We start from the raw sequence: 23,928 nt of genomic DNA on the forward strand, positions 1-23,928 counted from the left end.
AATGCAATCTAATAAATTACTCAGTGATATTCATGGTAATAGATGTAAAATTTATGAGGATATTTTTAAGTATCGGAATATTGAAAGTAAGAGTTATCAATATTTGCAAAAGGATGTATATTGCAACAGTCAACCAAAACAGACAAAAAAAACATTTATTGTCCCACATATACGGTCAATAAAATCACTCGGTAATTCTGTTTTTAGAGCAGTTTCAGGCAAAAAGGATAGTTTATTAAGATATGACGATACAGATAATCTGGATAAGCTATCTGCCTACCCAGAACCGAATTTTGTTGAATACATGGAACATCAAAGTCAGCTTTTTGAAAAGAAAAGAAAAGAGTTGTTGAATCAGTATGAGGGTATGTATGTAATCTTTGAAGATGGACAGGTTCTGGATGCAGATAAAGACGAAGCCGCTTTAGTAAAACGAGCTTACTCAGAAACTGGACCAAGACACCTATTTATCAAAAAGGTTCTTACTGAAGATCCGAAGTTGACAATTAACGTTCCATCTCTGTCTAAATAATAGTTGAGTTTCAGTGGGGTCTTACAATTACACTTCTTTGGGAGAAGGAAAACCCAATGCTCCTCTTATAACAGTGCAACTAGCATCCCTTGACAAAACAGAGCCTAAAAAAGTCAATGGGAGGGCGTTTCTGGATACAGGTTCCGCCCCTACACCCCTCATGCCACACCAATGCGCTTCCTTAAACTATTTTCTATAATGTATGTAACATTTCTTAACGATAAGGGGAAGCGGATGGATTATCCTAACTTAGCGCAAATTTCAGATCAGCTAGAGAGTGCCAACTCCCGCGATCGCATGGTGGCGTTAGCTCATCTCCGTAATGTGCCAGCAGAGGAGGCTGTGCCTTTAATCAAGAAGGTTTTAGATGATCCAAGTTTACAAGTGCGATCGATGGCTGTCTTTGCCTTGGGGGTAAAACAGACAGACGAATGCTACCCTATTTTGGTGAAACTACTCGAAACTGACCCCGATTATGGCATTCGCGCTGATGCCGCCGGAGCCTTAGGATATCTAGAAGATGCTAGAGCCTTTGAATCATTAGTCCGGACCTTCTATGAAGATACACAATGGTTAGTCCGGTTCAGCGCGGCTGTCGCATTGGGCAATATAAAAGATCCCCGCGCCCGTCAAGTTCTCACTAAAGCACTGGATAGTGAAGAAATCGTGGTGCAACAGGCGGCTATCTCCGCATTGGGTGAAATTAAAGCCATAGACGCTGTGGATGATATCCTGCGCTTTGCTCAATCCCCCGATTGGTTAGTGCGCCAACGATTAGCTGAAGCCCTGGGGAACCTACCCACCGATAAAAGCCAGTCGGCGTTAAAATTCTTAGCCAAAGACAGCCATTCCCAAGTTGCCCAAGCTGCATCTATCTCCCTGAACCGCCTGCAAGAGGCGACAAAGCCAGCCTAAACCTCTGCCCATGGCTTTACCGGAAGTCATGAGCAATCAACAATGAACCATAAACAAGCCAGGAGAACGATAAAATCAATTAAAGCTTTGTTAACGTGAAACGTCTGACTTCATGGATATAAAAGAATTTTTTGAGCAGAGTGCTGGTCGATGGTTTTCGCAGCGTACCAGTCACCACCTGGCATTTAAGCAAGCTGAAAATGGTAAGTCTGATATTACGATTGAAATGATCGCGGCTGATGCGCCAGAAGTGGTTCAGCTATGCCAACAGTATGAGGTTGATCCAGATTCAGCTATCTGTGGTGCCAGAGTGACGTGGGATGGCACAATGGACTGGGATGAAGAAAAGCATCAAGGTTCAACGGTGCTGGTGCCAGTTGCTGATCCTGATAAGCCCAATGAAGGGAAGCTATTGCGGGAAATGGGCTATGCGGAGAAAGCCCCGGTAGCGGGTCGCTATATTATGGGAGATGATCAGGCGCTGACCTTAATTACCGACTACGAAACCATGTATTCTGAGGAGCGTTTGTGGTTTGCTAGTCCTAACTTACGGCTACGGACGAGCATTTTGAAGCGATTTGGCGGCTTTAGCATGGCGTCTATGTCTTCAGAAATTCGCATGGGCGTAACTAAACCTCCGCAAGAATCACAAGATGCGGCGGCGAAGACTTAATCTAGGATCTGCTGAATAAGTGTTGGGGAGCCATGTAGAGACGTAGCATGCTACGTCTGGGATCTGGCAGATGGTAAAAGGTTTAGGAGTAAATCTGTCCTAATTTTGATTGGGATAGTAGGGGCAATTTATCAATTGTCCCTACAGATTAGAGTGCCTCTACATTGCCAAATTAACTGTTAGGTGGATTACCCATGGAGTTAATGTCCTCAATCGGTAAACCTAAAGCTTCTGCTATTTGATTGGCGGTTAATCCCATAGCAAATAATTTGGGAATAGCTTCTGTTCGGGCAAGTTCTGCTTGTTCAGCCCGGTGTCTTTCTTGTTCAGCCCGGTGTCTTTCTTGTTCAGCCCGGTGTCTTTCTTGTTCAGCCCGTTGTCGTTCTTGTTCAGCTCTCTCACTTCCAGTTAGGAGTAAATTCCCCTCACTATCCCACCAGCGCAACCAAATTTGAGTTTGATTTTGATAGGTTCCTTGTAGTAGTCCCAATTCTATACCTAAAGGTTCAATGGGATAATGGTTTCGCCGATTAGGGTTCATCGGGCTGTAGGAACCATTAACGAAGTGATAAACCTCTAACTGGTTCGTCTTGATTTCAAAAATACCATAGTAAGGAATCCGGAGAATCTGCTCATAAACCCAAAACTTACCGGGTTTCGTTTTTTCTCCTTGGGATGAACGGGATAATGGCGTGCGATCGCGCTCTTCGGAACCATCGCCACTGGCAAATTCTAAGGCAATCATTGGCGCGATAAATTCGTGCCAGATCACGTAAGAACGGCGAATTTGACCGTCTAATTTTGGCGGAACATTGGGGACATAAAACCAATCGGGAGCTTCTGCTCCTTTTTCTGGCGGTTCTGTTTGTCGCCAGTAGATGCCACAATCTTGTCCAATGGCATATTGTCCGTCGGGATGAATTCTTTCGAGAATGGGTCCGAGGGAGTCTGTGAGAATAAGGCTTTGGGGATGCTCCTGGAAGTTTTTCACGAATTCACCATTGGATTCAGGGAGTTGGGTATGATCCGGGAACGGAGGAGGTAGAACATTGGGTTCTAGGCTCTGAGTCATGGGAATTGCGTCTGCGATCGGGTTGCCCTATTATAACTTTCCTGATAATGAATCCCAGCAACGGGATTGAAACTTGAGAGTCGATGGTGGGTTACGGCGGATACCTGATTAAACGGTTCCTTTCCTAATTGAATACCCGCCTAACCCACCCTACAGGCTACGGGCGACTATCCAATTAAATCACATAAAATACGTGACAGTTTACCTCTGTTGCGCCGCACGCATGGATAAGCCAATTCGCTTTAACTTCTCATCCACAGAAAGAACCCGCACATTAACAACTTGTCCCACTTTGACAATTTCTTTGGGATCGTCCACAAATCGATCCGCCAGTTGGGAAATATGCACTAACCCATCCTGATGCACGCCAATATCGACAAAGGCACCAAAATTCGCCACATTGGTGACAATTCCTTCTAACTCCATCCCCACTTTTAGGTCAGACATTTCCTTCACGCCTTCCTTAAATGTGGCATATTTAAACTCAGCACGGGGATCGCGTCCCGGCTTTTCTAATTCCCGGATAATGTCTTTCAGGGTGGGTAAGCCAACGGTATCGGTGACGTATTTCTTTAAATCAATGGACTTGAGCCGATCAGCGGCTTTAGGAATTTGTTTTAAGGGAACCCCAATATCTTTCGCGATCGCTTCTACGACTGGATAACTCTCTGGATGCACAGCGGTATTGTCTAAGGGGTTATCGCCACCCCGAATTCTCAGGAATCCGGCGGATTGTTCAAAGGCTTTAGGTCCTAATTTGGCGACTTTCAGCAGACGGCGGCGATTAGGAAATGCGCCATTTTCATTCCGATAGGTGACGATATTTTTGGCAATGGTTGGAGTTAAACCCGACACAAAGGTTAACAACTCTTTCGACGCCGTATTCAGATCCACACCCACATAGTTCACACAGCTTTCTACCGTGTCATCCAGCTTCTTTCTGAGTAACTTTTGATCCACATCATGCTGGTATTGTCCCACACCAATAGATTTGGGATCAATTTTCACCAATTCCGCCAAAGGATCTTGTAAACGGCGTCCAATACTAATCGCCCCGCGCACGGTAACATCTTGATCCGGAAATTCTTCTCGCGCTACATCACTCGCCGAATAGATAGACGCACCCGATTCATTTACAATCACGCTAATCGGTTTCCGATCTAGGGTTTTAATCACATCCCCGACAAACTCATCGGTTTCCCGCGATGCTGTACCATTGCCGATCGCGATTAATTCGATCTGGTATTTTTCGATTAGGGTTTTGACTGTGGTAGCCGCTTGGGTGGGTTTTCCGGTATGGGGGAAAATGGTTTGGTATTCCATAAACTTCCCCGTTTCATTTAATACCGCCACTTTACACCCGGTTCGCAATCCCGGATCAATCGCTAACGTGGGTTTCATTCCGGCTGGGGGAGAAAGTAGGAGTTCTCGCAGATTGGCTTCAAAAGTTTTAATCGATTCAAAATCAGCATACGCTTTACGATCTGTCCGCACTTCCGTAATTAGGGAATTTTTCATCAAACGGTTAAAGCCATCATGCAGCAGATCCCGATAGAAGTTCCGCACCTCTGGAATTTTCGTGCGAATGGTTTCTGATTCTAAATACGACTGGACAAACTCTTGATCAAACTCCAGATTCAGGCTTAAAATTCCCTCGCTTTCGCCCCGAAATAATGCCAGCATATTATGTGGCGCAATATCCTTTGCCTTGATTTGGAAATTGCGGTACATTTCATATTTGGTACTGCCTTCGGGATAATCGTCTTTAATCTTGGAAACAAATCGCCCATTTTTCATTAAATAGTCGCGCAAGTATGCCCGGAATTCGGCGGTTTCAGCGACTTCTTCCGCCAAGATATCAGACGCCCCTTTCAGCGCATCTTCGGCGGTTTTGACACCCTTTTCTTCGTCAATATAATTGGCGGCTTCTGCTTCTAAGGAGACGGGTTTGGCGGTGGGGGTATTCAGGGATTTAATAAATTCAGCCAGAGGTTCTAATCCTTTTTCCCGCGCAACGGTGGCTCTAGTGCGGCGCTTGGGACGATAGGGGAGGTAAAGGTCTTCTAACTCATTTTTCTGGAAACAGGACTCTATTTTCGCCTTCAGTTCATCCGTTAATTTCCCTTGAGACGCGATCGCTTCCAGAATCGTGGCTTTGCGTTCTTCGAGTTCACTCAGGTAAGCGTAGCGTTCTGCGATCGCGCGAATTTGGACTTCATCCAGAGAACCGGTGCGTTCTTTCCGATAACGGGAAATAAAGGGAATCGTGGCTCCCTCGGCTAAAAGAGACAGGGTATTTTCCACCTGATTGGCGGAGAGGGAAAGCTCTTGTGCTAGGACGGAGGGAATATTCAGCATCGGGTCTTTATGGGTCTATCCTTTCTAGAATTAGCACAGGATCAAGATTTCGCGATCGCGCTACTCGTACCCCTCCCTTGTGAATGTCACTGACTTAAGCTGGGTTCGTAGTAGGCACTTTAGTGCCAGAAGCGCTCGCATCGCTTACTACAAACTCTAGAGTCAGTGGCATTTTTCTTAGGGTTGGGACAGGTTCAGCCATTAACCTACAGGATATCACCGATAACATCTCCACAAAACCCGCCCTTCGTTCAAGCTGATATCTTGATCCAGTCAAAAACCTCACCGTTGATAATTATTTTACAGCTTCTCAGGTATTTTTTGCGTAGGATGCGATCGTCTCCAGAACCACCAAAAAATTAGTCATTTTATTATAATCAGTAGTGACTCAAACTCGTTTAGGTGCATAGGAGCTTTTCTACTATGGCTGACAAAGAACAAGATTTAGCGTCTCTCGTTGCCAAAATTGAACAGCTCGAAGAGCGGCAGACTATTACCGCCAAGTATTTATTAGGGGTTAAGCGTCAGTTGAATGAGTTTACTGATAAGTTGGATAAGTTGCAACAGCGCGTTGAGCCACAACAGGAAATAGAGCCAAGCTTAACCAATAGTCCAACTCCTGATGAAGGAATATCTAACGATATAACTAATTTTAGCGATGAGAAATTTAAGGAATTAAGAATAACTCAAATTTTTGGCGTCTACGGAGATATGCTTTTATTAGAAGCTTATTTAGCTGAAGACAAGAGTCAGGAAGCACCGATGACAGCTCAAGAATTTTGGCGTCTGTATTGTAATGGACAAAGAGATTTTACCGGAATTAATCTAGCTGGAGCAGATTTTGGGAAAAACTCCCCCAAAGATGTTAATCTAAGCCAAGCCAATTTATCCGGAGCAAAACTCAGTGGCAAGTGGCGTGGGAACAACTTCAGTTGGGCGAATCTGTGTGGAGCCAATCTGTGTGGAGTAGACCTATGTTTGGCAAACCTACGTTGGGCAAATCTCAAGGGAACAGATTTGAGTAATGCATACTTATCGAGTGCAAAACTGAATGAAGCTAACTTAGATGCTGCATACCTTCATCAGGCAAACCTGCAATTTGTTGAGTTAGAGAAAGCCTCTCTAAAAAAGGCAAATTTAAGCAAAGCCGATTTAACTTCAGCCTCCCTGCGTGAGGTAAATCTGAGTGAGGCAAATCTTAGCCAAGCGAGTTTATCTGAAACAACTAATCTCAGCATGGCAAATCTCAGTGGGGCAAACTTAAAGGCGGCAAACTTAAGGAAGGCAAAACTGATGAGAACTAACCTTAGTCATGCCAATTTAAGTCAAGTTAACCTAATTGGGACAGACCTCGAAGGAGCCAACCTTAAAGAAGCCAACCTCCAACAAGCACTTTACAACACAACCACAATTTTCCCGATGGGATTCGATGCAACTCAAACGGGTGCTTATTTGATTGCTCCTGGCGTTTCACTGCAAAATGCTAACTTAGCGGGTATGAACCTGAAGACCTTAAACCTGAGTGGAGTCAACTTACAAGAAGCCAATCTCGCTGGTGCTGATTTAGGTCAAGTAAACTTGAGTGGAGCCAATTTGCAAGCAGCAGATTTATGTCGAGTCAACTTAAGTAATGCCAATCTAACTGGAGCCGATTTACAAGGGGCAAATCTAAGTGCAGCAAATCTCAGTAGCGCTAATCTAACTGGAGCAAACCTACAGCAGGCAAAATTAAGTGCAGTAAACCTATGTTATACCAATTTAAATGGCGCAACCTTGAGTGAAGCAGATCTGCGTGGGGCAAAATTCGAAAGGACAAATCTAGAACAAGCTAACTTGAAAGATGCCAAACTGGATGGAGTCATGTTAAATAATGCCAATCTTAACGGTGCTATCATGCCTGATGGGACAACTCAGGAATAGTTGATTTAAATTAGAGGAAAGACTTTGGCTAAATCGAGGATTAAATCTGGAAAGTAGGGCAACTCTATTGTCTGATCCGGCAATATAATTCGCTTTAAGCTGTATCCAAAACTATTCCGACCCTTGTGATAGGGCTGGCTATAGGCTTCTAGGTGATTGTCGATTAAGTTAAAAAGCCAATAATCGGAAATACCCGCTTCAGCATAAAGTGGGAGTTTAACCTCTCGGTCATACTTGAGCGTTGAATCAGCAATTTCTATAACAAAGTAAACGTCCTCAGGTTGGGGTAGCGAAAAGCGATAATTATCCGCTCGTTTCCGTAAAATAGCAAAATCGGGTTCTGGTTCGCTATTGGATGACAAAATAATCGGGTCTTGGCATTGTAACTTAGCTCGACCTGTAACCAATCCCGCCAATTCTTCGAGTAAATCTCGACAACAATTAGTATGGGCTGTACCTTTCGCCGCCATCTGCATGATTTCCCCACGAATTAATTCCACTCGGTCATCTTCGGTGAAAAATCCCAACTCTGCTAAACGGTGATAGTCCTCAAGTGTGAAGCGTTTGGCTGTTGTCGATGTCATAGGTATCGGTGGTCATATCGTCTAGCTACCAGATCCCCGACTTGTTCAAGAAGTCGGGGATCTAATTCGCTCCTGTCAAGCGTAACAAAGCCCCTCCAGAGAGAATGCTCACTTCCAGGTTAGCGATCGCGAACTGATCCGTTTACCTAAAACGCGGCTGGGAAAACAAAGCAACTCCAGCCAAATCAGTTTCAGGTAAAACGCCTGTCTGTATCGCGCAAATAGTCGAATTTTCTGCCATAAAAGCAATAATTGCAGTTTCAGCCGAACGGTGAATTCCCTGGTTAGCATGACTCTGGTGGTGTTGTCGGGTTAAACAGCCTTAGGTTTCAACCCAAGGAACTCAAAGCTCAAGTCAGAATCGAGCTGACTGGATAAGAGTTTTAGTCCATTTTAATGGACTTGAGCTTTTAGCCAAGAACTTGAGTTCTTGGCGGATGCTGGGGCTTTGTGACAAAGGTGTATTAACCCAAAACACCAACCGCCCCAGTCGATTCATGCGATAATGCACAGGATACGCGGTGGACTTGCACTCCCAATCATGACTTATGCTCAGACAACTTGGTTTTTGGATACTCTGGGTCAGCTTTCTCGCTTATGCCTTTCTGTTTGCGCCTCCCCAGCAACCCGATACCTTTGACCTGATTACCAATCTTTCCACAGGTAACTGGGATGGGATTAATCCCTTAATTATTGCCCTATTCAATATCATGGGTATACTACCGCTAGCATACGCCTGCTTTGTGTTTATTGATGGACGAGGGCAAAAAATCCCCGCGTGGCTGTTTGCTACCCTCTCTTTTGGTGTAGGGGCGTTTGCGTTACTCCCCTATCTCGCCTTACGTCAACCCAATCCTGAATTTCCTGGCTCAAAAAATATCTTCTTGAGTATTCTCGATTCCCGTTGGTTAGGTGTTGTTTTCACCCTCGGCACCTTAGTATTATTAGGATTTGGCATCCTCAACGGTGATTGGGCAAACTTTATCCAACAGTGGCAAACCAGCCGTTTTATCCATGTGATGAGCCTGGACTTTTGCCTATTGTGCTTGCTTTTCCCGGCACTGGTGGGTGATGATATGGCACGACGCGGCTTAAATAATCCCATCCTATTTTGGGCAGTTTCCCTGATACCGTTCATTGGGTCATTGGTTTATCTGTGTCTGCGTCCTCCTCTTCCTGACACCGAGGAAGTTATGGCAACTGCCTAAGGAAAGCAAAACCCTTGATATACCGTAGGGTGGGTTTCGGCTTCGCTCAACCCACCAGCATACCAGTCAATACCATTCATCTTAATTGACTTGAGCTACATCTGTTATAGCGACAGCAATAACTCAAAAATTGATAAACTTTAACCGATTCTCAGCAAAAACTAATTCAACCCCAGTTTAATACCCTCAGAGAAAGAATGCTGACAGCATAAATCGTCATTGAGTCACCCATGACCAATGACATAAGACAAATGACAACAACAAACACTATGACGTATCTAGAAACAACCGCAGAATTTTACAGTGAAGTCGCCCAAACCCCGGAAGTGGGGTTATGTTGTGTGCAAAGCAGTCCCCTGCAACTTCCCGGACTGAAAATTCCCCAGCAAATGCAGGAAATGAACTATGGTTGTGGGACAACCGTTCATCAGGCGGAACTGATAAACGAGCCAACGGTACTTTATGTAGGCGTGGGTGGCGGTTTAGAAGCCCTGCAATTTGCCTATTTTTCCCGGCGTCCTGGTCGTATCATTGCCGTTGATCCCGTCAAGGCGATGCGGGAAGCAGCGACTCGTAACTTAGAAAGCGCTGCTCAAGATAATCCTTGGTTTGACCCAAGTTTTATCGACATTCGTGACGGCGATGCCTTTAATCTCCCTGTACCCGATGCTTCGGTTGATGTTGTTGCTCAGAATTGTCTATTTAATATCTTTGAACCTGAAGATTTAACGAAAGCCTTACAAGAAGCCTATCGGGTGTTAAAAATTGGCGGACGCTTGATTATGAGTGATCCCATCGCTACCCGTCCGATTCCTGATCATTTACGCCAAGATGAACGGTTACGGGCAATGTGCTTATCAGGGGCGTTGACCTACAACGAGTATATCCAACATTTGGTTCATGTCGGGTTTGGTCAAGTGGAAATCCGGGCGCGGCGTCCTTATCGATTGTTGGATTGTCAAAGTTATCAATTAGATGAACCTTTGCTGTTAGAAAGTTTAGATTCTGTGGCATTCAAAGTGCCAATTCCGGAAGATGGCGCTTGTATTTTTACCGGGAAAACGGCGATTTACAGTGGAAGCCAAGAGGTTTTTGATGATAACGCGGGTCATGTTCTGCAAAAAGGTCTTCCGGCGTCGGTGTGTGATAAAACAGCCGCTAACCTCGGTACATCTAAGGATATTCTGATTACTGATTCCACCTGGCACTATACTGGCGGCGGTTGCTGTTAAAGGTGTGAAATCGAGGTGAATCAGGCGCACATTAGTTATTGATGTCAATGTAGAGACGCGCCATGGCGCGTCTCTACCATAAGATGCGTCCTAACCGCTATGGCGATTGCTATAATACCAAATCCGCCTTTATCACCCCCTTTTTCCACGGCGATTGAAATCGCTGCTACACAAACAAAGTCCGCCTGCGCGGACTAGATTATAACGGGGGTAGCTAACCCGGATTTGGTATAATTCGTCATCTCCTAGTTTCCATCTGCTTCTAATTTATCCTTTAATTCCTGACAATCTTTCGCTGGCGGTATGCCTAATGCTGTTGCAAGTGTTAACGCTTGTTTGCAATAGTCTAGTGCGAGATTGAAATTACCTAATTTATAGTGGATTTCTGCTAAGTTTTTAAAGGCTTCCGCTTCAGAAGAACGATCGCCAATCTCCTGAAAAATTTCTAATGCTTTCTGGGAATAGTCTAACGCTTCTGAATACTGTTCAAGTTTACGGAACGTTACTCCTATATTACCCAAAGCACATCCCTCTCCGTAGCGGTTGCCAATCTCCCTGGCAATTGTAAAATGTTGCTGGTGATACTCGATAGCAAGGCTGTAGTTTCCTAGAGATTTGTAAGCATTGCCCAAACCACCCAAGGCATTTCCCTCACCTTGGCGGTTGCCAATCTCCCTAGCAATTATTAAACTTTGCTGATTATACTTGATAGCACCGCTGTAGTCTTCTAGAGATGCGTAAGCATTGCCCAAACAACCCAAAGCAAATCCCTCACCATAGCGATCGCCAATCTCCCTGGCGATAGTCAAACTCTGCTGGTAACAATTGATGGCACAGCTATAATCTCCGAGAGCGTCGTAAGTAATTCCCAGATTACCCAAGGCTATTCCTTCACCACAGCGATCGCCAATCTCTTTAGCAATAGTTAAATGTTGCTGGTTATACTCAATAGCACGGTTATAGTCTCCTAGAGCGTGATAAGCATTGCCCAAATTACCCCAAGCTCTTCCTTCACCATTGCGATCGCCAATTTCCCTAGCAATAGTTAAATGCTGCTGATGATACTCGATAGCACGACTATAGTCTCCTAGAGAACGATAAGTATTGCCTAGATTGCCTAGGGCTGTTCCCTCACCGTAGCGATCGCCAATTTCTCTGGCAATAGTCAAACATTGCTGGAGATAATCAATAGCACGGCTATAGTCTCCGAGAGCGTCGTAAGCATTACTCAGATTACCCAAGGCACATTCTTCACCGTAGCGATCGCCAATTTCCCTAGCAATAGTCAAATGCGGCTGATGATACTTGATGGCAAGTCTGTAGTCTCCGAGAGCGTCGTAAGCATTGCCTAGATCACCCAAGACACCTCCCTCATCCTGGCGATCGCCAATTTTTTTTACAATGGTTAAACGCTGCTGGTGATACTCAATAGCACGGCTGTACTCTCCTAGAGATTGGTAAGCATTGCCCAGATTACCCAAAGCTTTTGCCTCGCATTTACGATCGCCAATCTCTCTAGCAATGGTTAAATACTGCTGAGAATATATAATGATTTCTCGATAATAGCCCCAAATTAGAAGCTGCCGGAGCAAGTTATTACCAGATATCGGCTCAATCTCTAAAATATCAAGTGCCTTTTTCCAATCTTCTATCTGATAAAAATGGTGAAAGGCTTCCAGATAAGCCTGTACCTGCTCAATTTTGTCTCTATTGGGTTCAGGTTGATAGGCATTTAGCCACATCTGGGCGGCAATTTTATGCGCCTTATACCATGCTGATTCATTGTTCGTTTTTAGCAGTTCGTAAGCAGTATTACGAACTAAATTATGCTGACGTAGCAGAACTTGACTTCCTTGAATACCTTCCCGAATCACCAACGCCCGCAATTTTAACGTATTCAACACCGTGGCTTTTTCCGCCTCTGTTGTATCCCCTAACATAGCAAACCAAAACGATTCTGGTACAGGACGACGATAAACGGAACTGCTCAAGAGCAAATTAAACCCCAAAGAAACATCTCTGGCTAATCGTCCCAGAGATATCCGCACCCGTTCCTTGACTTTCAACTGCAACGCATCATTCCCAGGTACAGCTTCAATTGCCGCAAATTCCTGCTGGTAACGCTGCCAGTATCCCACGACATCACCCGCAAATTCTGCCAAAATTTCCCCAGCGATTACTTCAATCACTAAAGGATGTCCTTCATAGGCTTTACCGATGCGTTCCAGATAGGATTTAGCCTCTGGTGAAATCGTCACTTCGGCTTGATTCAAGTGCTTTTCAAATAACTCTAATTGCTCTGAGTATGACAATCCTGGTAGTTGAATATTCTGCCAGGTTTTGAACTTACAACTGGCAAACGATGTCGGTAACTCCTGAGAAGTTACTATCAGCCTACTCTGGCACTCTGTCCCTACTAACACGGCTTGAAAGAACTGCCACCACTGCTTATATGGCTCCTGAAATTCAGTTCGTGCGGCTAAACCTGTCTTTCCGAATAACAACGCTTCTAAAGAATCAATCTGGACTAAATAAGGATGACGGCGGAGTTTTTGGACTAAGCGATTGAGTAATAAATCGGGGTGTTTGCGATCCTCTGTTGTCACCCTTTCGTTTAAATTCCTCAGCAGTTTTTCCGCTGCGCTGACAAAATCTCGTATTGTCTCATCATCAAAGGTAACAGGCGGCAAATACTGCCACTCTTGTTGTAATTCTACCGCCAAGCGTTCAGCTAAGGCTGTTTTCCCTTGTCCGGTAATGCCAGTAATCAGCAAAATTCGGCAGTTTCCCCGTAGTTTTTCACGCCACTGGGTAATAATTTCGGTTCGACCAACCCATGTCTCCTCAGCATAAGCCGTAAACGTTACAGGGGGAACGGTTGACTCAGTGGAGTTTTCATCAACAATTTCTTGCCAATTCTCTATCCCAACAGCCTGACAAATTCCAATAAAGGCATCTTGCTGAATGGGTAATCCCCGCCTAAACCGCTTCAGGGTTGCTGCTGAAGTCTTAGCATCTTGATACCAGGCGGCGGCTGTTGCTGTCCAACCTTTCTTCCTTCTTGCCTGATCAACTTTTTCCCGTCCCGGTTTAGAGGCTTTGAGAGTAACCGCCATGCTTACTTATCTATTGAATGTCCGGTTAATGGCTCAATTTTGGCTCACTTTCAACAGTAGCAGCAAGAATGAGCCGAAAGTGCAGGTTTTAGACATAGGTAGCTAAGGAATCATAAAGATGTCGAACGCCAAGGAAAGACAAATTCATGTCAAAGGAACAAGCTACGATTTCCACCAGCCAAGCTAACCCAACGACTCCACCTATTGATCCCACGCCCTTATTGAAGTATGGCGATAATCCGACGGCGATTATTCTGAGTATCGCTATTCTACTCTGGGTCTTGCGTCCGGTGATGTTACGCCAACAATCAAATCCTGGGGAAACGCCGAGATCGACTCAGGATAAGTATACGGCTTCGGGTAAACGTGCGATCGCGTCCTTTCTGCGTGTTTTCAATTCAGAGGGTTAAGCGAGTAATTTGATCCGAAGGATTGGTGGGTTACGGCGGATATCTCATTAAATGGCTATGTTGTGAAATTGAGTACCGCCTAACCCACCCTACAATGATTAGATTTAATCGCGAGAAATTTGGCGAATCAACATACTGACTGCTGATATTGTTTCCGCCTTAAAGAAACTCAATCCGGCTGCGGCTGAAATGTTCGTTGAACTGTATTTGGGTCAACTGCTTAAGTCTGATGATTAGCTTGAAAGGGGAGTAAAAGAAGGCGAATTATCACATAAAAACGCGCCCTGATACGTCTCTACCTTGCACCTCAGCTACAATTAAGGAGACGTTTCAAGAAAAGTTGATGCAAAGCACCGCCTCCCCTACCAATCTGAGTCTGATTACTTCCAGCTTTCATGCTTTATCTGACCCGATTCGGGTCAAGCTACTGGAACTGTTGCGAGAACAGGAACTGTGTGTGTGTGAACTCTGCGAAGTGCTGGAGGTGAGTCAGTCGAAGTTATCGTTTCACTTGAAAACGCTCAAAGAAGCTAGCTTGGTTCGCGCCCGTCAGGAAGGGCGTTGGGTTTATTACAGCCTGAATTTGCCTCAGTTTGTCCTGTTAGAACAATATTTGGCGGACTACCGTCGCTTTAGCCCAATTTTACCCGCTCGTCCCTGTTCGGATTAGTATCTGGGGTTCAAAGGCGTAGGGGTGTAGAGACGCGCCATGGCGCGTCTCTACAATTGTCTGGTATCAACTTTTTTTGGAGTATCGCTCTAATCAGCCTTCTGCCCTCTGTTTCCTGGCTCCTAGCTCCTGGCTCCTGTTCTACATCGCCTCAATTCTGAATATCAGGGATTGACAAATCAATTTTTTTTGAAATGATAAAGGTAATCCCATAATTCTAGAAGGGGGTCGAGTTCAATGAAGGTTATCCCCAAACCCAAAATCCTGCCATGGACAAAACTGGCGCTAATTGCGACAGCTACGGCACTCCTGGGCGCCTGTTCCCAAGTCCAGTCGCAGTCGCCCCAACCAATTAAAATTGATGGTTCGAGTACGGTGTATCCGATTACGAAAACTGTTGCGGAGACATTTAATGCCATGACAAAAGCGCCCGTTAATGTCACCGTGGGCTTTTCGGGTACAGGGGGTGGGTTTAAAAAGTTCTGTGCTGGCGAAACCGATATTAATGATGCCTCTCGCCCGATTCAAACTGATGAGATGGCAGCTTGTAAACAAGCAGGGGTGGCTTACATTGAACTCCCTGTTGCCTTTGATGCGATTACCGTTGTCGTCAATCCCGAAAATGATTGGGTAGACCGTCTCACGGTGGCAGAATTGCAAAAAATCTGGGAACCCGAAGCCCAACGCCAAATCACTCAATGGAATCAAGTCCGGGAGTCTTTTCCCCAGAAACCTTTAAATTTATATGGTCCAGGGACAGATTCTGGTACCTTTGATTACTTTACCGAAGCCATCGTCGGTGAAGCGGGGTCGAGTCGTAGCGATTATACCGCCAGTGAGGATGATGAAATCCTGGCACAGGGGGTGAATCAAGACCCCAATGCATTGGGCTATTTTGGTTTAGCCTATTACGAAGCGATTCCAGATAAATTAAAGGCGATCGCGGTCGATAGTGGCAAGGGGGCTGTATTCCCGTCACGTCAAACCGTTGAGAATGCTGAATATCAACCCCTAACTCGACCGTTGTTTATCTACGTTAACGCGGCGGCTGCCCAGAAAAACCCAGCGTTAGCAGAATTTGTGGCGTTTTACCTGGAGAACGCCCCAGAAATTGTCAGTTCAGTTGGCTATATACCGCTACCGGAAGAGGGGTATCACCTAGCTAACGTGCATTTCTTTCAACACAAGGTAGGCACTGTCTTTGACGGCAAAGTTGAATTCAATCTCACCCTCGGTGAGTTGTTACGCAAACAGAAAAAGTTTTAACCATTAACGGTTGCATTCCTATGAGTACCCATTCATCTCATACCACCTCCTCGCCCCCTCAAGTTGGGGGTCAACTGAGTTTCTTTGAAAAATATCTCACCGTTTGGGTGGTACTCTGCATTCTTGCAGGTATCGCCCTGGGCAAATTATTTCCTGGTGTGGCGGATACATTGGATGCCATGAGTATTTATCAGGTATCCATTCCTATCGCTATCTGCCTGTTTTTCATGATGTATCCGATTATGGTGAAAATTGATTTCACCCAAGCGAAACGGGCAGTGCGTGCGCCAAAACCTGTAATTTTAACGCTGGTGGTGAATTGGTTGATTAAGCCGTTCACCATGGTAGTTTTTGCCCAGTTTTTTCTGGGTTGGTTGTTTCAGCCTTTGTTATCGCAAACGGAGATTATTCGCGGGGCGGAGGTTACTTTAGCAAATTCTTACATCGCTGGGGCAATTTTATTAGGGATTGCCCCTTGTACGGCGATGGTTTTGATGTGGGGGTATCTGTCTTACAGTAATCAAGGACATACCTTGGTGATGGTAGCGGTGAATTCGTTGGCGATGTTGTTTCTGTATGCTCCCTTAGGACGATGGTTGTTAGCGGCGAATAATTTAACTGTACCCTGGCAAACCATTGTGTTATCGGTATTGATTTATGTGGGGTTGCCGTTGGCGGCGGGGATGTATAGTCGGTATTGGATTTTTAAACATAAGGGTAAAGAGTGGTTTGAACGGAGATTTATTAAATATCTGAGTCCGATTTCAATTGCGGCGCTTTTAATTACGTTGGTTCTGTTGTTTGCGTTCAAGGGGGAGTTAATTGTTAATAACCCGCTGCATATTTTGCTGATTGCTGTGCCGTTGTTTATCCAGACGAATTTCATTTTCTTTATTGCTTATGTGGCGGCGTTAAAGTTGAATCTGGCGTATGAAGATGCGGCTCCGGCGGCGTTAATTGGGGCAAGTAATCATTTTGAGGTGGCAATTGCCACGGCGGTGATGTTGTTTGGTTTGAATTCGGGTGCGGCGTTGGCGACGGTTGTCGGGGTGTTAATTGAGGTGCCTGTGATGTTGATGTTGGTGGAGTTTTGTAAGCGAACGGCGATGTGGTTTCCACGGGAACCGGAGAAGGCAACGTTGCGTGATCCGCGTTGTCTTGCGCGTTGAGTTAGGAGTTTGTAGTGAGGACTTTAGTCCTCTTATCAGGGGCGCGGATTGAAGCGACTACCAATCAGATTTTTAAGGGCTGGCTTAACTGGACATGATCGGAACGGAGTGTTTGATTGATAAGGATAAATAAGCGAGTATGGCGATGAAATCGATTATGTTTGTTTGTAAGCAAAATTCCTGTCGTTCCCAAATGGCAGAAGGATTTGCTCGCACGTTAGGAGCGGGGAAGGTTGTAGTGACGAGTTCGGGGTTGGAGGCGTCTAAGGTGAATCCTACGGCGGTTGAGGTGATGTCGGAAATTGGGATTGATATTAGTGAGCAAACCTCTAAGCCGTTGATTGAGTTTAATCCTAATGATTTTAATGCAGTGATTTCTTTGTGTGGCTGTGGGGTGAATTTGCCTGAACCTTGGGTGTTGCGGGAGGTGTTTCAGGATTGGCAATTGGATGATCCGGCGGGTGAACCGATTGAGACGTTTCGGCGAGTACGAGATGAGATTAAAGAGCGAGTTGTTAAGTTAATTGATGCATTTAAGTAACTCCCTTTTTGTTTGCTACGGCGACTAGAAGTCGCGGCTACACAAACAAAGTCCGCCTGCGCGGACTGGATTATTCCCCCCTGCGAGGGGGCTGACAGGTGTAGGTTTTTTATTTAAGGGTGGAGACAAGACAAGGAGGACAAGGAAGGAAAGAAGACAAGGGGGAAAAACCGTACAGAATTCGGTTCGGTCAAACTAACTTCTAAAAGCCGAAACGCCCTATTTTTCGTTCTCACTCTTCCTTGTCTACGGTCGCTGAGCGAAGTCGAAGTGGGTCGCTGAGCGAAGTCGAAGTGATGGTCTACCTGTCTTCCAAGTCTAGCCTAAACCCCCATCTTAAAAAACCTACCCTTGTGAGCTGCGAGGGGGGAGGGGCTTTTTGTGGCAATATTCTCTGACTAGGGGTTGACTTTATACCTAAGTATAAGGTTTATGATTAAGGCACTGGATTCTGATATGAGCTGGGGCAATATGCTTCAAGTTGGTGAAGTGGCGCGTAAGTTGGGACTTAATCCCCAAACCCTTTACTTTTATGAACGGATTGGATTGATTCCGAGTCCGAAACGTACCGAGGCTGGATATCGCTTGTTTGATGACCAGGATATTGAACGGTTGTCCTTTATTAGTCGGGCGAAGGCATTAGGTTTAAGCTTAGACGAAATTAAAGAATTACTAGCATTACAAGATGGAGATTCTCTGTCTTGTGGTGAAGTTTATCAGATGTTGCTGAGAAAAGTTCAGCAAATTGAAGATAATATCCAGCAATTGCAACGGCTACGAACAGAATTATTGCCTTTGCTCAATCGGTGTCAGGAAAATGCTCAACGGTTGGGGGAAGAACGCCAGTGTGTTGTCTTCAAGGATGTTAGTTTTAATGGGGAAGATAATTCTAATAAATTTGACCACGATGCAAACTATCATGAGGCTTTAATTATGGATACGCTTACGGTAGAAATTCTGGGAACGGGTTGTAAAAAATGCCATCAATTAGAAGAGAATGCGCGACGTGCGATCGCGTCTTTGGGTATTGAGGCTGAAATCCTGCATATTACTGACCCTGTGGAGATTGCTAAACGCCGGGTTATGTCTACTCCAGCTTTGGTTGTCAATGGCAAAGTGGTGAGTAAAGGAAAGGTAATTTCCTCAGAGCAAATTAAACCGTTGTTCCAGTCTTAAGTCATTTGTCATTTGTCATTTGTCATTTGTCATTCGTCATAAGTGGGTGGACACAATTAAAGTTAACGGTTGAGATTAGGGAACAGGGAACAGGGAACAGGGAACAGTAAGGGTTTGAGGGCGATTTACTTGCACTTAATACAGTACCGTTTTCTTTTGTCCGACTACTTATTTGCAAGACGATCACACTACTGTTATCTGTTGCTTATTGCCACCTAACACCTAAGCTGTCGTTCATTTAAATTGGGTATTAGTAGCGATAAATTGGGTATTAGTAGCGAGCAAGATGCAAAGCCTGCGGCATGGCTTCGCTTAACGCACTACATACAAGGATTTTGCCATTATTGACATTAAGGTTTAAGTGCCGAACAGCTTAACACCTAACTAAGGATAAGTTTATGGTTGATTTATTTTATCCCTTTGATTGGTTATCTAATCAAATTGTCACTAAACTTTTGGGTTTATCGTTGCATTCGTCTCTGGGGTCAGCGCTGCACTTCTTTTTCTACGATGTTCCTAAAGTGCTGACTCTATTAATTGTGATTAGTTTTATAGTGGGAACGGTGCAAACGTTTCTCGATCCGCAAAAGATTCGCTACTGGATTAGTGGCAAGCGGACGATTTTTGGCAATGGTTTAGCGGCAACAATTGGCATTATCACGCCGTTTTGTTCCTGTTCCGCTGTGCCGTTATTTATTGGGTTTTTAGAGGCGGGTGTGCCATTGGGGGTCACGTTTTCCTATCTGATTGCTGCGCCAATGGTGAATGAAGTCGCGGTTATTTTATTATGGGGATTGTTTGGGCTAAAGGCAACGGTGATCTATATTGCCTTTGGGGTGGGATTAGCGATCGCGGCGGGTTATATTATTGGGATGCTACACCTGGAAAAGTGGGTGGAACCCTTTGTCTGGGCGTTGCAGAAGTCTCGCCAAGGGTCAGAGTCTGATCCGGATCAGGGCGATGATATGGAACTGACTTGGAAAGAACGATTTGAACAGGGTCATTATTCGGCGAGTGAAATTGTTAAGTCTGTCTGGCTTTATGTGGTAGGTGGGATTGCAATTGGGGCGGGAATTCACGGGTATGTTCCTGCCGATATTATTACCCAGTGGGCGGGGGCGGGAAATCCGTTAGCGGTGCCGATCGCGGTGGTGATGGGAGTGCCGCTTTATGCTAATATTGCTGGGGTTTTACCGATTACTGAGGCGTTGGTGAATAAAGGGTTGCCTTTGGGGACGGTTCTATCGTTTACGATGGCGGTTACGGCGTTATCGTTGCCGGAAATGGTGATTCTTCGGAAGGTGTTGCAGCCTGAGTTATTGGCTGTCTTTATTGCGTTGATGACGATGGGAATTATTGGCGTTGGCTATCTTTTCAATGCTTTGTTGATCTGAATTGAGGCGATAGGGAATTGTTCACTTGATTGATGTATGAGGTTAAGGGTATTTGTAGGGGTACGGCATTGCCAATCCGTGTCAAATTAAGCTAGAAACCCCTCACCCCCAGCCCCTCTCCCACCCTGGGGAGAGGGGAGCAAGAAGCAAAAGGAATTCCAGGGTTCGTTCCGTTCGACACTTACACCCGCCGCCAAGTTTCAATCCCTGGTAGGGATTAATAAGGAATTCCAGCTTGCATCAATAGCCTATTGTAATCAGCTTTGAAGTTTCAATCCCTGGTAGGGATTCAGGGGAATTCCAAGCTAAAATCCCAAGTACCCGGAGGACACCCAATAGTTTCAATCCCTGATAGGGATTCAGGGGAATTCCAAGAACACATTTCCCCAGGGTTTGCTGGAACTTTAGTAGTTTCAATCCCTGATAGGGATTCAGGGGAATTCCAAGCCTAGTATCATTTACGCCTGTTTACAAAAATGGAAGTTTCAATCCCTGATAGGGATTCAGGGGAATTCCAAGTCGAAAAAATGCTTTCAAGGGCGGGGTTGTTGCGATCAGACGGTTTCAATCCCTGATAGGGATTCAGGGGAATTCCAAGCAAAATATTGCTCTAGATCTGAAACAATTGGAGCGTTTCAATCCCTGATAGGGATTCAGGGGAATTCCAAGGAAGCTATTGCATGGCTGAAAGCGAATACGAGTAGTTTCAATCCCTGATAGGGATTCAGGGGAATTCCAAGAAAGCAGTGAGTTACTAGCTTATGAATTCGGACGTTTCAATCCCTGATAGGGATTCAGGGGAATTCCAAGGTTCATTGGTCAGTTCCTCGCTGGCAAAGATTTGCGTGGGTTTCAATCCCTGATAGGGATTCAGGGGAATTCCAAGTGCAGCCTCTCAGAACCTATACTGTATTTGGTTTTCAAGGTACGATCGCGACAACCTGGTATAACTATAGCATTTCAGCCATCGCCTTTGACAAGACCCCTTAAACAAATTAGACTCAAATCCTCTCTCCATAAGCTTTTCAGCCATTGCGACAACCTCCTTGCCAGCAAAAGAGGCGGCAAACCCTGACAGGATGAGGGATACAGCCTCAATTTTGGACTCGCCTGAAAAAACACCTACAGGTTGTCGCATCTAACCGAGAAATTGGCATGATTGGGCAGAAGTTCACTGGCGAGGTATCCTACTGTGAGTGCGATCGCGCTCTTTCTTATTCACCGACACCAAGCAAGCAACGATCAACTTAGTTGTGGCAATTATCCCCAGACTCATAGGATTAGGCTTAATTTTAGTCTACTGCTTTTGGACAAATCCAGCCCAAGCCGGACAATTAGCCGATCGCATGGCGCAGTTTCCCGATTGGCAAGGTAAACCCCCAGTAACGGCGGCGACGGGGGATTTGGTTTATCCCGATTGGATGGAGGGAACTTGGAATGTTACCAGCACCCTCGTCGAACAAGTTGCACCGTTAGCGCCAGAAATAGTCACGCCGGGATTTAAGAGTAATCGCCGCTATTTAAATCAACCGATACAGTTTCAGGTACGGTTTGAACGGGTTGATCAGGTGCAATCCAAATCTCGCGATCGCATCATACCGCTTCCCCAGCAAACAGAATCAGCGATTGTGGCGGATCGAGAATTTAATGGCTTAAATATCGCCCAAGCCTATCTCGGTAATGACGCCATTCGTTCAGTTAAGGTTGATCCGGCGTCTGTAAATCGCCAAATAACCGAATTGCGATCGGGACGTCAACTGATCTCTATTGTTACAGGTCGAAACACAGAAACCCCCAGCCGCGATCGCTTTATTGCCACAGAAGTTACTAACCAATACTTTCGCGGTACAAACCAACCCTATTTCAATCAGGTGGAAACCACAACCGCTTATCATCAATTGCCATCACCAGATTCAGGAATTGAAGCATGGCAAATCACCGCGATTTACCTTTCCCCTCAAGATCCTGATTATTTTAAGGCGTTAGATCAACCCGTCGCCTTGTATCGGTATCGACTCCACTTAGAACCGCTCTAATCCTGAGGACTTGCTAAATAAATTAAAGTCCGACTACTTATAGCAGTAGACACATCGATTAGGACTTTCGGCACCATTGTAGAGACGCGCCATGGCGCGTCTCTACATAAATGATGTGTCCTAACCGCTATGGCGGTTGCTATATATAGATTAAGCTGATTCTCAGCAAAAAATCATTGCACTCATGTTGAATTGATCTAGGTCAGACTAAGTTGTTCGGTATTTAAACCTTAATATCAATAATTGCGGAATCCTTGTCCGTAGTGCGTTAAGCGAAGCCATGCCGCAGGCTTTGCATCTTGCTCGCTACATTGAGCATCTTGCTCGCTACATTGAGCATCTTGCTCGCTACTAATACCCAATTTAAATGCATGACAGCTTAAATGATTTATTATAGACTCAGCTAGCCGATATGGGTTTAGCTAGTCAGATGCTGAAGTCAATATACATTTCCAGGGATTTAACGTAGTGACACAGACAGCCACATTAGCGGTAACACCATTTCGCAAAAAACTGAGGACACCTTTAACTAAAAACAAAATTACGGTTCTGCAAATCAATCTGGGAAAACGCTGTAATCTCGCCTGTACCCATTGCCATGTGGAAGCGGGACCTAAACGCACGGAAGAACTGACCCCGGAAATTTGTGACCAACTTATCGAACTGATTCATCGCTTTCCGCAAATCAAAACCGTTGATTTAACCGGGGGTGCGCCGGAAATGAATTATGGGTTTAAACCCTTAGTTGAAGCAGCGCGGGCAACGGGAAAGGAAGTGATTGTGCGGTCAAATTTGACAATTTTCTTTGAACCGGGATTCCAGAATTTGCCAGACTACTTTGCCCAACATCAGGTGAGAGTTGTTGCCTCGCTTCCCTGCTATTTAGAGGATAATGTGGATAAAATGCGGGGGAAAGGAGTGTACAATGATTCGATTCGGGCAATTCAACGGTTAAATCAATTGGGGTATGGAAAAAATCCGCAGTTAATCCTGGATTTGGTTTATAACCCGGTGTTGCCTGTGAGTGAAGATTTTTCCTTAACGCCAAATCAGGTGAAGTTGGAACAGGATTATAAACGGTTCCTTAAGGAAAATTTTGATATTGAGTTTAACCAGTTGTTTACGATTACCAATTTGCCTATTGGCAGAACGAAGTTTTATCTGCAACGAATCAAGCTGTATACACCTTATCTGAAGTTTCTGGAAGATAATTTTAATCCGACGACGGTGGAACATTTGATGTGTCGGAATGAACTCTCGATTGATTATCGGGGAAATGTTTACGACTGTGATTTTAATCAGATGGAAGAGATTCCGGCTAAGTCTGGTACTGGGGAAACGTTAACCGTAGGTAAGTTATTAGCCGCAGGAAGCTTAGATATCATTGACGAAATTCGCACAGCTTCCTATTGTTACGGTTGCACCGCCGGGTGTGGTTCGAGTTGCGGTGGTGCTTTGACTTGAGGGAACAGGCATGAAAATACTTGAGCAGCTTCGTAGATATGATGAAGCTGGGGAAGCTGGGGGAGCTGGGGAAGCTGGGGGAGCTGGGGAAGCTGGGGAAGCTGGGGAAGCTGGGGAAGCTGGGGAAGCTGGGGAAGCTGGGGGAAATATTAGCTGTTCAGCTTGACAAATGACCAATGACAAATGACCAAT

Annotated in this window: 21 protein-coding genes, 1 pseudogene and 1 CRISPR repeat array; of the genes and pseudogenes, 17 read left to right on the forward strand and 5 right to left on the reverse strand. The window is 45.1% G+C overall.

From position 1 onward, the window contains the following. Position 1 precedes the first annotated feature (1 nt). From MC7420_RS34695 to MC7420_RS00165, 3 genes are all read left to right on the forward strand, one after another. The gene (locus MC7420_RS34695; RefSeq protein WP_006097851.1) at positions 2-532 is read left to right on the forward strand and encodes a hypothetical protein; all 531 of its coding nucleotides are present in this window, start codon (positions 2-4) and stop codon (positions 530-532) included. A gap of 234 nt (positions 533-766) precedes the next feature. Then, positions 767-1,447 (forward strand): HEAT repeat domain-containing protein, encoded by a 681-nt coding sequence (locus tag MC7420_RS00160; protein WP_006097910.1) that lies wholly within the window; start codon positions 767-769, stop codon positions 1,445-1,447. Positions 1,448-1,559: 112 nt separating this feature from the next. Then, positions 1,560-2,120 (forward strand): phycobiliprotein lyase, encoded by a 561-nt coding sequence (locus tag MC7420_RS00165; protein ID WP_006098309.1) that lies wholly within the window; start codon positions 1,560-1,562, stop codon positions 2,118-2,120. Between the two features lie 172 nt (positions 2,121-2,292). On the opposite strand, the gene MC7420_RS00170 is transcribed toward MC7420_RS00165, so the two are convergent. Both MC7420_RS00170 and MC7420_RS00175 read right to left on the reverse strand, forming a co-directional pair. After that, on the reverse strand, positions 2,293-3,192 hold the full coding sequence (locus tag MC7420_RS00170; protein WP_006097903.1) for a Uma2 family endonuclease: 900 nt from the start codon (positions 3,190-3,192) through the stop codon (positions 2,293-2,295). Positions 3,193-3,393: 201 nt separating this feature from the next. Beyond that, a complete protein-coding gene (locus MC7420_RS00175) occupies positions 3,394-5,550 on the reverse strand; it encodes a Tex family protein (RefSeq protein ID WP_006097938.1) in 2,157 nt (718 codons plus the stop codon). A 423-nt stretch (positions 5,551-5,973) separates the two neighbouring features. Between MC7420_RS00175 and MC7420_RS00180 the strand changes: the two genes are divergently transcribed. Next, complete coding sequence (locus MC7420_RS00180) at positions 5,974-7,470, forward strand: pentapeptide repeat-containing protein (protein ID WP_006098007.1); 1,497 nt, start codon at positions 5,974-5,976, stop codon at positions 7,468-7,470. A 5-nt stretch (positions 7,471-7,475) separates the two neighbouring features. Here MC7420_RS00180 and MC7420_RS00185 read toward each other — a convergent pair whose 3' ends face one another. Continuing rightward, the gene (locus MC7420_RS00185) at positions 7,476-8,054 is read right to left on the reverse strand and encodes a Uma2 family endonuclease (RefSeq protein ID WP_006098141.1); all 579 of its coding nucleotides are present in this window, start codon (positions 8,052-8,054) and stop codon (positions 7,476-7,478) included. 108 nt (positions 8,055-8,162) lie between these two features. Then, positions 8,163-8,345, reverse strand: coding sequence for a hypothetical protein (locus tag MC7420_RS38840; protein ID WP_006097870.1), 183 nt, complete (start codon positions 8,343-8,345; stop codon positions 8,163-8,165). 257 nt (positions 8,346-8,602) lie between these two features. On the opposite strand from MC7420_RS38840, the gene MC7420_RS00190 reads away from it, so the two are divergent. Continuing rightward, positions 8,603-9,262, forward strand: coding sequence for a hypothetical protein (locus MC7420_RS00190; RefSeq protein ID WP_006098113.1), 660 nt, complete (start codon positions 8,603-8,605; stop codon positions 9,260-9,262). A gap of 269 nt (positions 9,263-9,531) precedes the next feature. Then, the gene (gene arsM / locus MC7420_RS00195) at positions 9,532-10,494 is read left to right on the forward strand and encodes an arsenosugar biosynthesis arsenite methyltransferase ArsM (RefSeq protein ID WP_006097864.1); all 963 of its coding nucleotides are present in this window, start codon (positions 9,532-9,534) and stop codon (positions 10,492-10,494) included. Positions 10,495-10,739: 245 nt separating this feature from the next. Here arsM and MC7420_RS37660 read toward each other — a convergent pair whose 3' ends face one another. Beyond that, entirely contained in the window at positions 10,740-13,610 is a 2,871-nt protein-coding gene (locus MC7420_RS37660; RefSeq protein WP_006098181.1) for a tetratricopeptide repeat protein, read from the reverse strand. Positions 13,611-13,756: 146 nt separating this feature from the next. Here MC7420_RS37660 and MC7420_RS00205 point away from each other — a divergent pair, with 146 nt between their 5' ends. The 11 genes and pseudogenes from MC7420_RS00205 to MC7420_RS38845 all read left to right on the forward strand — a co-directional run bounded on the left by MC7420_RS00205 (position 13,757) and on the right by MC7420_RS38845 (position 23,902). After that, a complete protein-coding gene (locus MC7420_RS00205; protein ID WP_006098172.1) occupies positions 13,757-14,020 on the forward strand; it encodes a hypothetical protein in 264 nt (87 codons plus the stop codon). A gap of 343 nt (positions 14,021-14,363) precedes the next feature. Next, positions 14,364-14,690: an ArsR/SmtB family transcription factor gene (locus MC7420_RS00210; protein WP_006097933.1), complete on the forward strand. Its 327-nt coding sequence runs from the start codon at positions 14,364-14,366 to the stop codon at positions 14,688-14,690. A gap of 237 nt (positions 14,691-14,927) precedes the next feature. Continuing rightward, complete coding sequence (locus MC7420_RS00215; protein WP_006097916.1) at positions 14,928-15,956, forward strand: PstS family phosphate ABC transporter substrate-binding protein; 1,029 nt, start codon at positions 14,928-14,930, stop codon at positions 15,954-15,956. A 20-nt stretch (positions 15,957-15,976) separates the two neighbouring features. After that, positions 15,977-17,125: an ACR3 family arsenite efflux transporter gene (gene arsB / locus MC7420_RS00220; protein ID WP_006098193.1), complete on the forward strand. Its 1,149-nt coding sequence runs from the start codon at positions 15,977-15,979 to the stop codon at positions 17,123-17,125. A gap of 145 nt (positions 17,126-17,270) precedes the next feature. After that, positions 17,271-17,666 carry an arsenate reductase, glutathione/glutaredoxin type gene (arsC, locus tag MC7420_RS00225; protein ID WP_044204354.1) on the forward strand — a complete coding sequence of 132 codons (396 nt, stop codon included), beginning with the start codon at positions 17,271-17,273 and terminating at the stop codon, positions 17,664-17,666. Between the two features lie 471 nt (positions 17,667-18,137). Beyond that, positions 18,138-18,446: pseudogene (locus MC7420_RS43690) on the forward strand (heavy metal-responsive transcriptional regulator); the annotation flags it as partial. 153 nt (positions 18,447-18,599) lie between these two features. Further along, the gene (locus MC7420_RS43695; protein WP_083798890.1) at positions 18,600-18,842 is read left to right on the forward strand and encodes a thioredoxin family protein; all 243 of its coding nucleotides are present in this window, start codon (positions 18,600-18,602) and stop codon (positions 18,840-18,842) included. A 398-nt stretch (positions 18,843-19,240) separates the two neighbouring features. Next, a complete protein-coding gene (locus MC7420_RS00235) occupies positions 19,241-20,236 on the forward strand; it encodes a permease (protein WP_006097942.1) in 996 nt (331 codons plus the stop codon). Positions 20,237-20,504: 268 nt separating this feature from the next. Then, positions 20,505-21,122: a CRISPR direct-repeat array (repeat unit 37 nt; unit sequence GTTTCAATCCCTGATAGGGATTCAGGGGAATTCCAAG). A gap of 376 nt (positions 21,123-21,498) precedes the next feature. Next, positions 21,499-22,272 carry a DUF6816 family protein gene (locus tag MC7420_RS00245; RefSeq protein WP_157452989.1) on the forward strand — a complete coding sequence of 258 codons (774 nt, stop codon included), beginning with the start codon at positions 21,499-21,501 and terminating at the stop codon, positions 22,270-22,272. A 468-nt stretch (positions 22,273-22,740) separates the two neighbouring features. After that, the gene (gene arsS, locus MC7420_RS00250) at positions 22,741-23,736 is read left to right on the forward strand and encodes an arsenosugar biosynthesis radical SAM (seleno)protein ArsS (RefSeq protein ID WP_006098008.1); all 996 of its coding nucleotides are present in this window, start codon (positions 22,741-22,743) and stop codon (positions 23,734-23,736) included. 10 nt (positions 23,737-23,746) lie between these two features. Continuing rightward, positions 23,747-23,902, forward strand: coding sequence for a hypothetical protein (locus MC7420_RS38845; protein WP_006097943.1), 156 nt, complete (start codon positions 23,747-23,749; stop codon positions 23,900-23,902). Positions 23,903-23,928: the final 26 nt, after the last annotated feature.

Source organism: Coleofasciculus chthonoplastes PCC 7420 (genome assembly GCF_000155555.1).
Lineage (GTDB): Bacteria > Cyanobacteriota > Cyanobacteriia > Cyanobacteriales > Coleofasciculaceae > Coleofasciculus > Coleofasciculus chthonoplastes_A.

Bases quoted from the DNA above. Each gene is read 5' to 3' on its own strand.
- MC7420_RS00175 (WP_006097938.1), bottom strand. From the start codon at position 5,550: ATGCTGAATATTCCCTCCGTCCTAGCACAAGAGCTTTCCCTCTCCGCC.
- MC7420_RS00210 (WP_006097933.1), top strand. From the start codon at position 14,364: ATGCAAAGCACCGCCTCCCCTACCAATCTGAGTCTGATTACTTCCAGC.
- MC7420_RS00180 (WP_006098007.1), top strand. From the start codon at position 5,974: ATGGCTGACAAAGAACAAGATTTAGCGTCTCTCGTTGCCAAAATTGAA.
- MC7420_RS00185 (WP_006098141.1), bottom strand. From the start codon at position 8,054: ATGACATCGACAACAGCCAAACGCTTCACACTTGAGGACTATCACCGT.
- arsB (WP_006098193.1), top strand. From the start codon at position 15,977: ATGAGTACCCATTCATCTCATACCACCTCCTCGCCCCCTCAAGTTGGG.
- MC7420_RS37660 (WP_006098181.1), bottom strand. From the start codon at position 13,610: ATGGCGGTTACTCTCAAAGCCTCTAAACCGGGACGGGAAAAAGTTGAT.
- MC7420_RS38840 (WP_006097870.1), bottom strand. From the start codon at position 8,345: ATGCTAACCAGGGAATTCACCGTTCGGCTGAAACTGCAATTATTGCTT.
- MC7420_RS00160 (WP_006097910.1), top strand. From the start codon at position 767: ATGGATTATCCTAACTTAGCGCAAATTTCAGATCAGCTAGAGAGTGCC.
- MC7420_RS00190 (WP_006098113.1), top strand. From the start codon at position 8,603: ATGCTCAGACAACTTGGTTTTTGGATACTCTGGGTCAGCTTTCTCGCT.
- MC7420_RS34695 (WP_006097851.1), top strand. From the start codon at position 2: ATGCAATCTAATAAATTACTCAGTGATATTCATGGTAATAGATGTAAA.
- MC7420_RS38845 (WP_006097943.1), top strand. From the start codon at position 23,747: ATGAAAATACTTGAGCAGCTTCGTAGATATGATGAAGCTGGGGAAGCT.
- arsM (WP_006097864.1), top strand. From the start codon at position 9,532: ATGACGTATCTAGAAACAACCGCAGAATTTTACAGTGAAGTCGCCCAA.
- MC7420_RS00235 (WP_006097942.1), top strand. From the start codon at position 19,241: ATGGTTGATTTATTTTATCCCTTTGATTGGTTATCTAATCAAATTGTC.
- MC7420_RS00170 (WP_006097903.1), bottom strand. From the start codon at position 3,192: ATGACTCAGAGCCTAGAACCCAATGTTCTACCTCCTCCGTTCCCGGAT.
- MC7420_RS00165 (WP_006098309.1), top strand. From the start codon at position 1,560: ATGGATATAAAAGAATTTTTTGAGCAGAGTGCTGGTCGATGGTTTTCG.
- MC7420_RS00205 (WP_006098172.1), top strand. From the start codon at position 13,757: ATGTCAAAGGAACAAGCTACGATTTCCACCAGCCAAGCTAACCCAACG.
- MC7420_RS00215 (WP_006097916.1), top strand. From the start codon at position 14,928: ATGAAGGTTATCCCCAAACCCAAAATCCTGCCATGGACAAAACTGGCG.
- MC7420_RS43695 (WP_083798890.1), top strand. From the start codon at position 18,600: ATGGATACGCTTACGGTAGAAATTCTGGGAACGGGTTGTAAAAAATGC.
- arsC (WP_044204354.1), top strand. From the start codon at position 17,271: ATGAAATCGATTATGTTTGTTTGTAAGCAAAATTCCTGTCGTTCCCAA.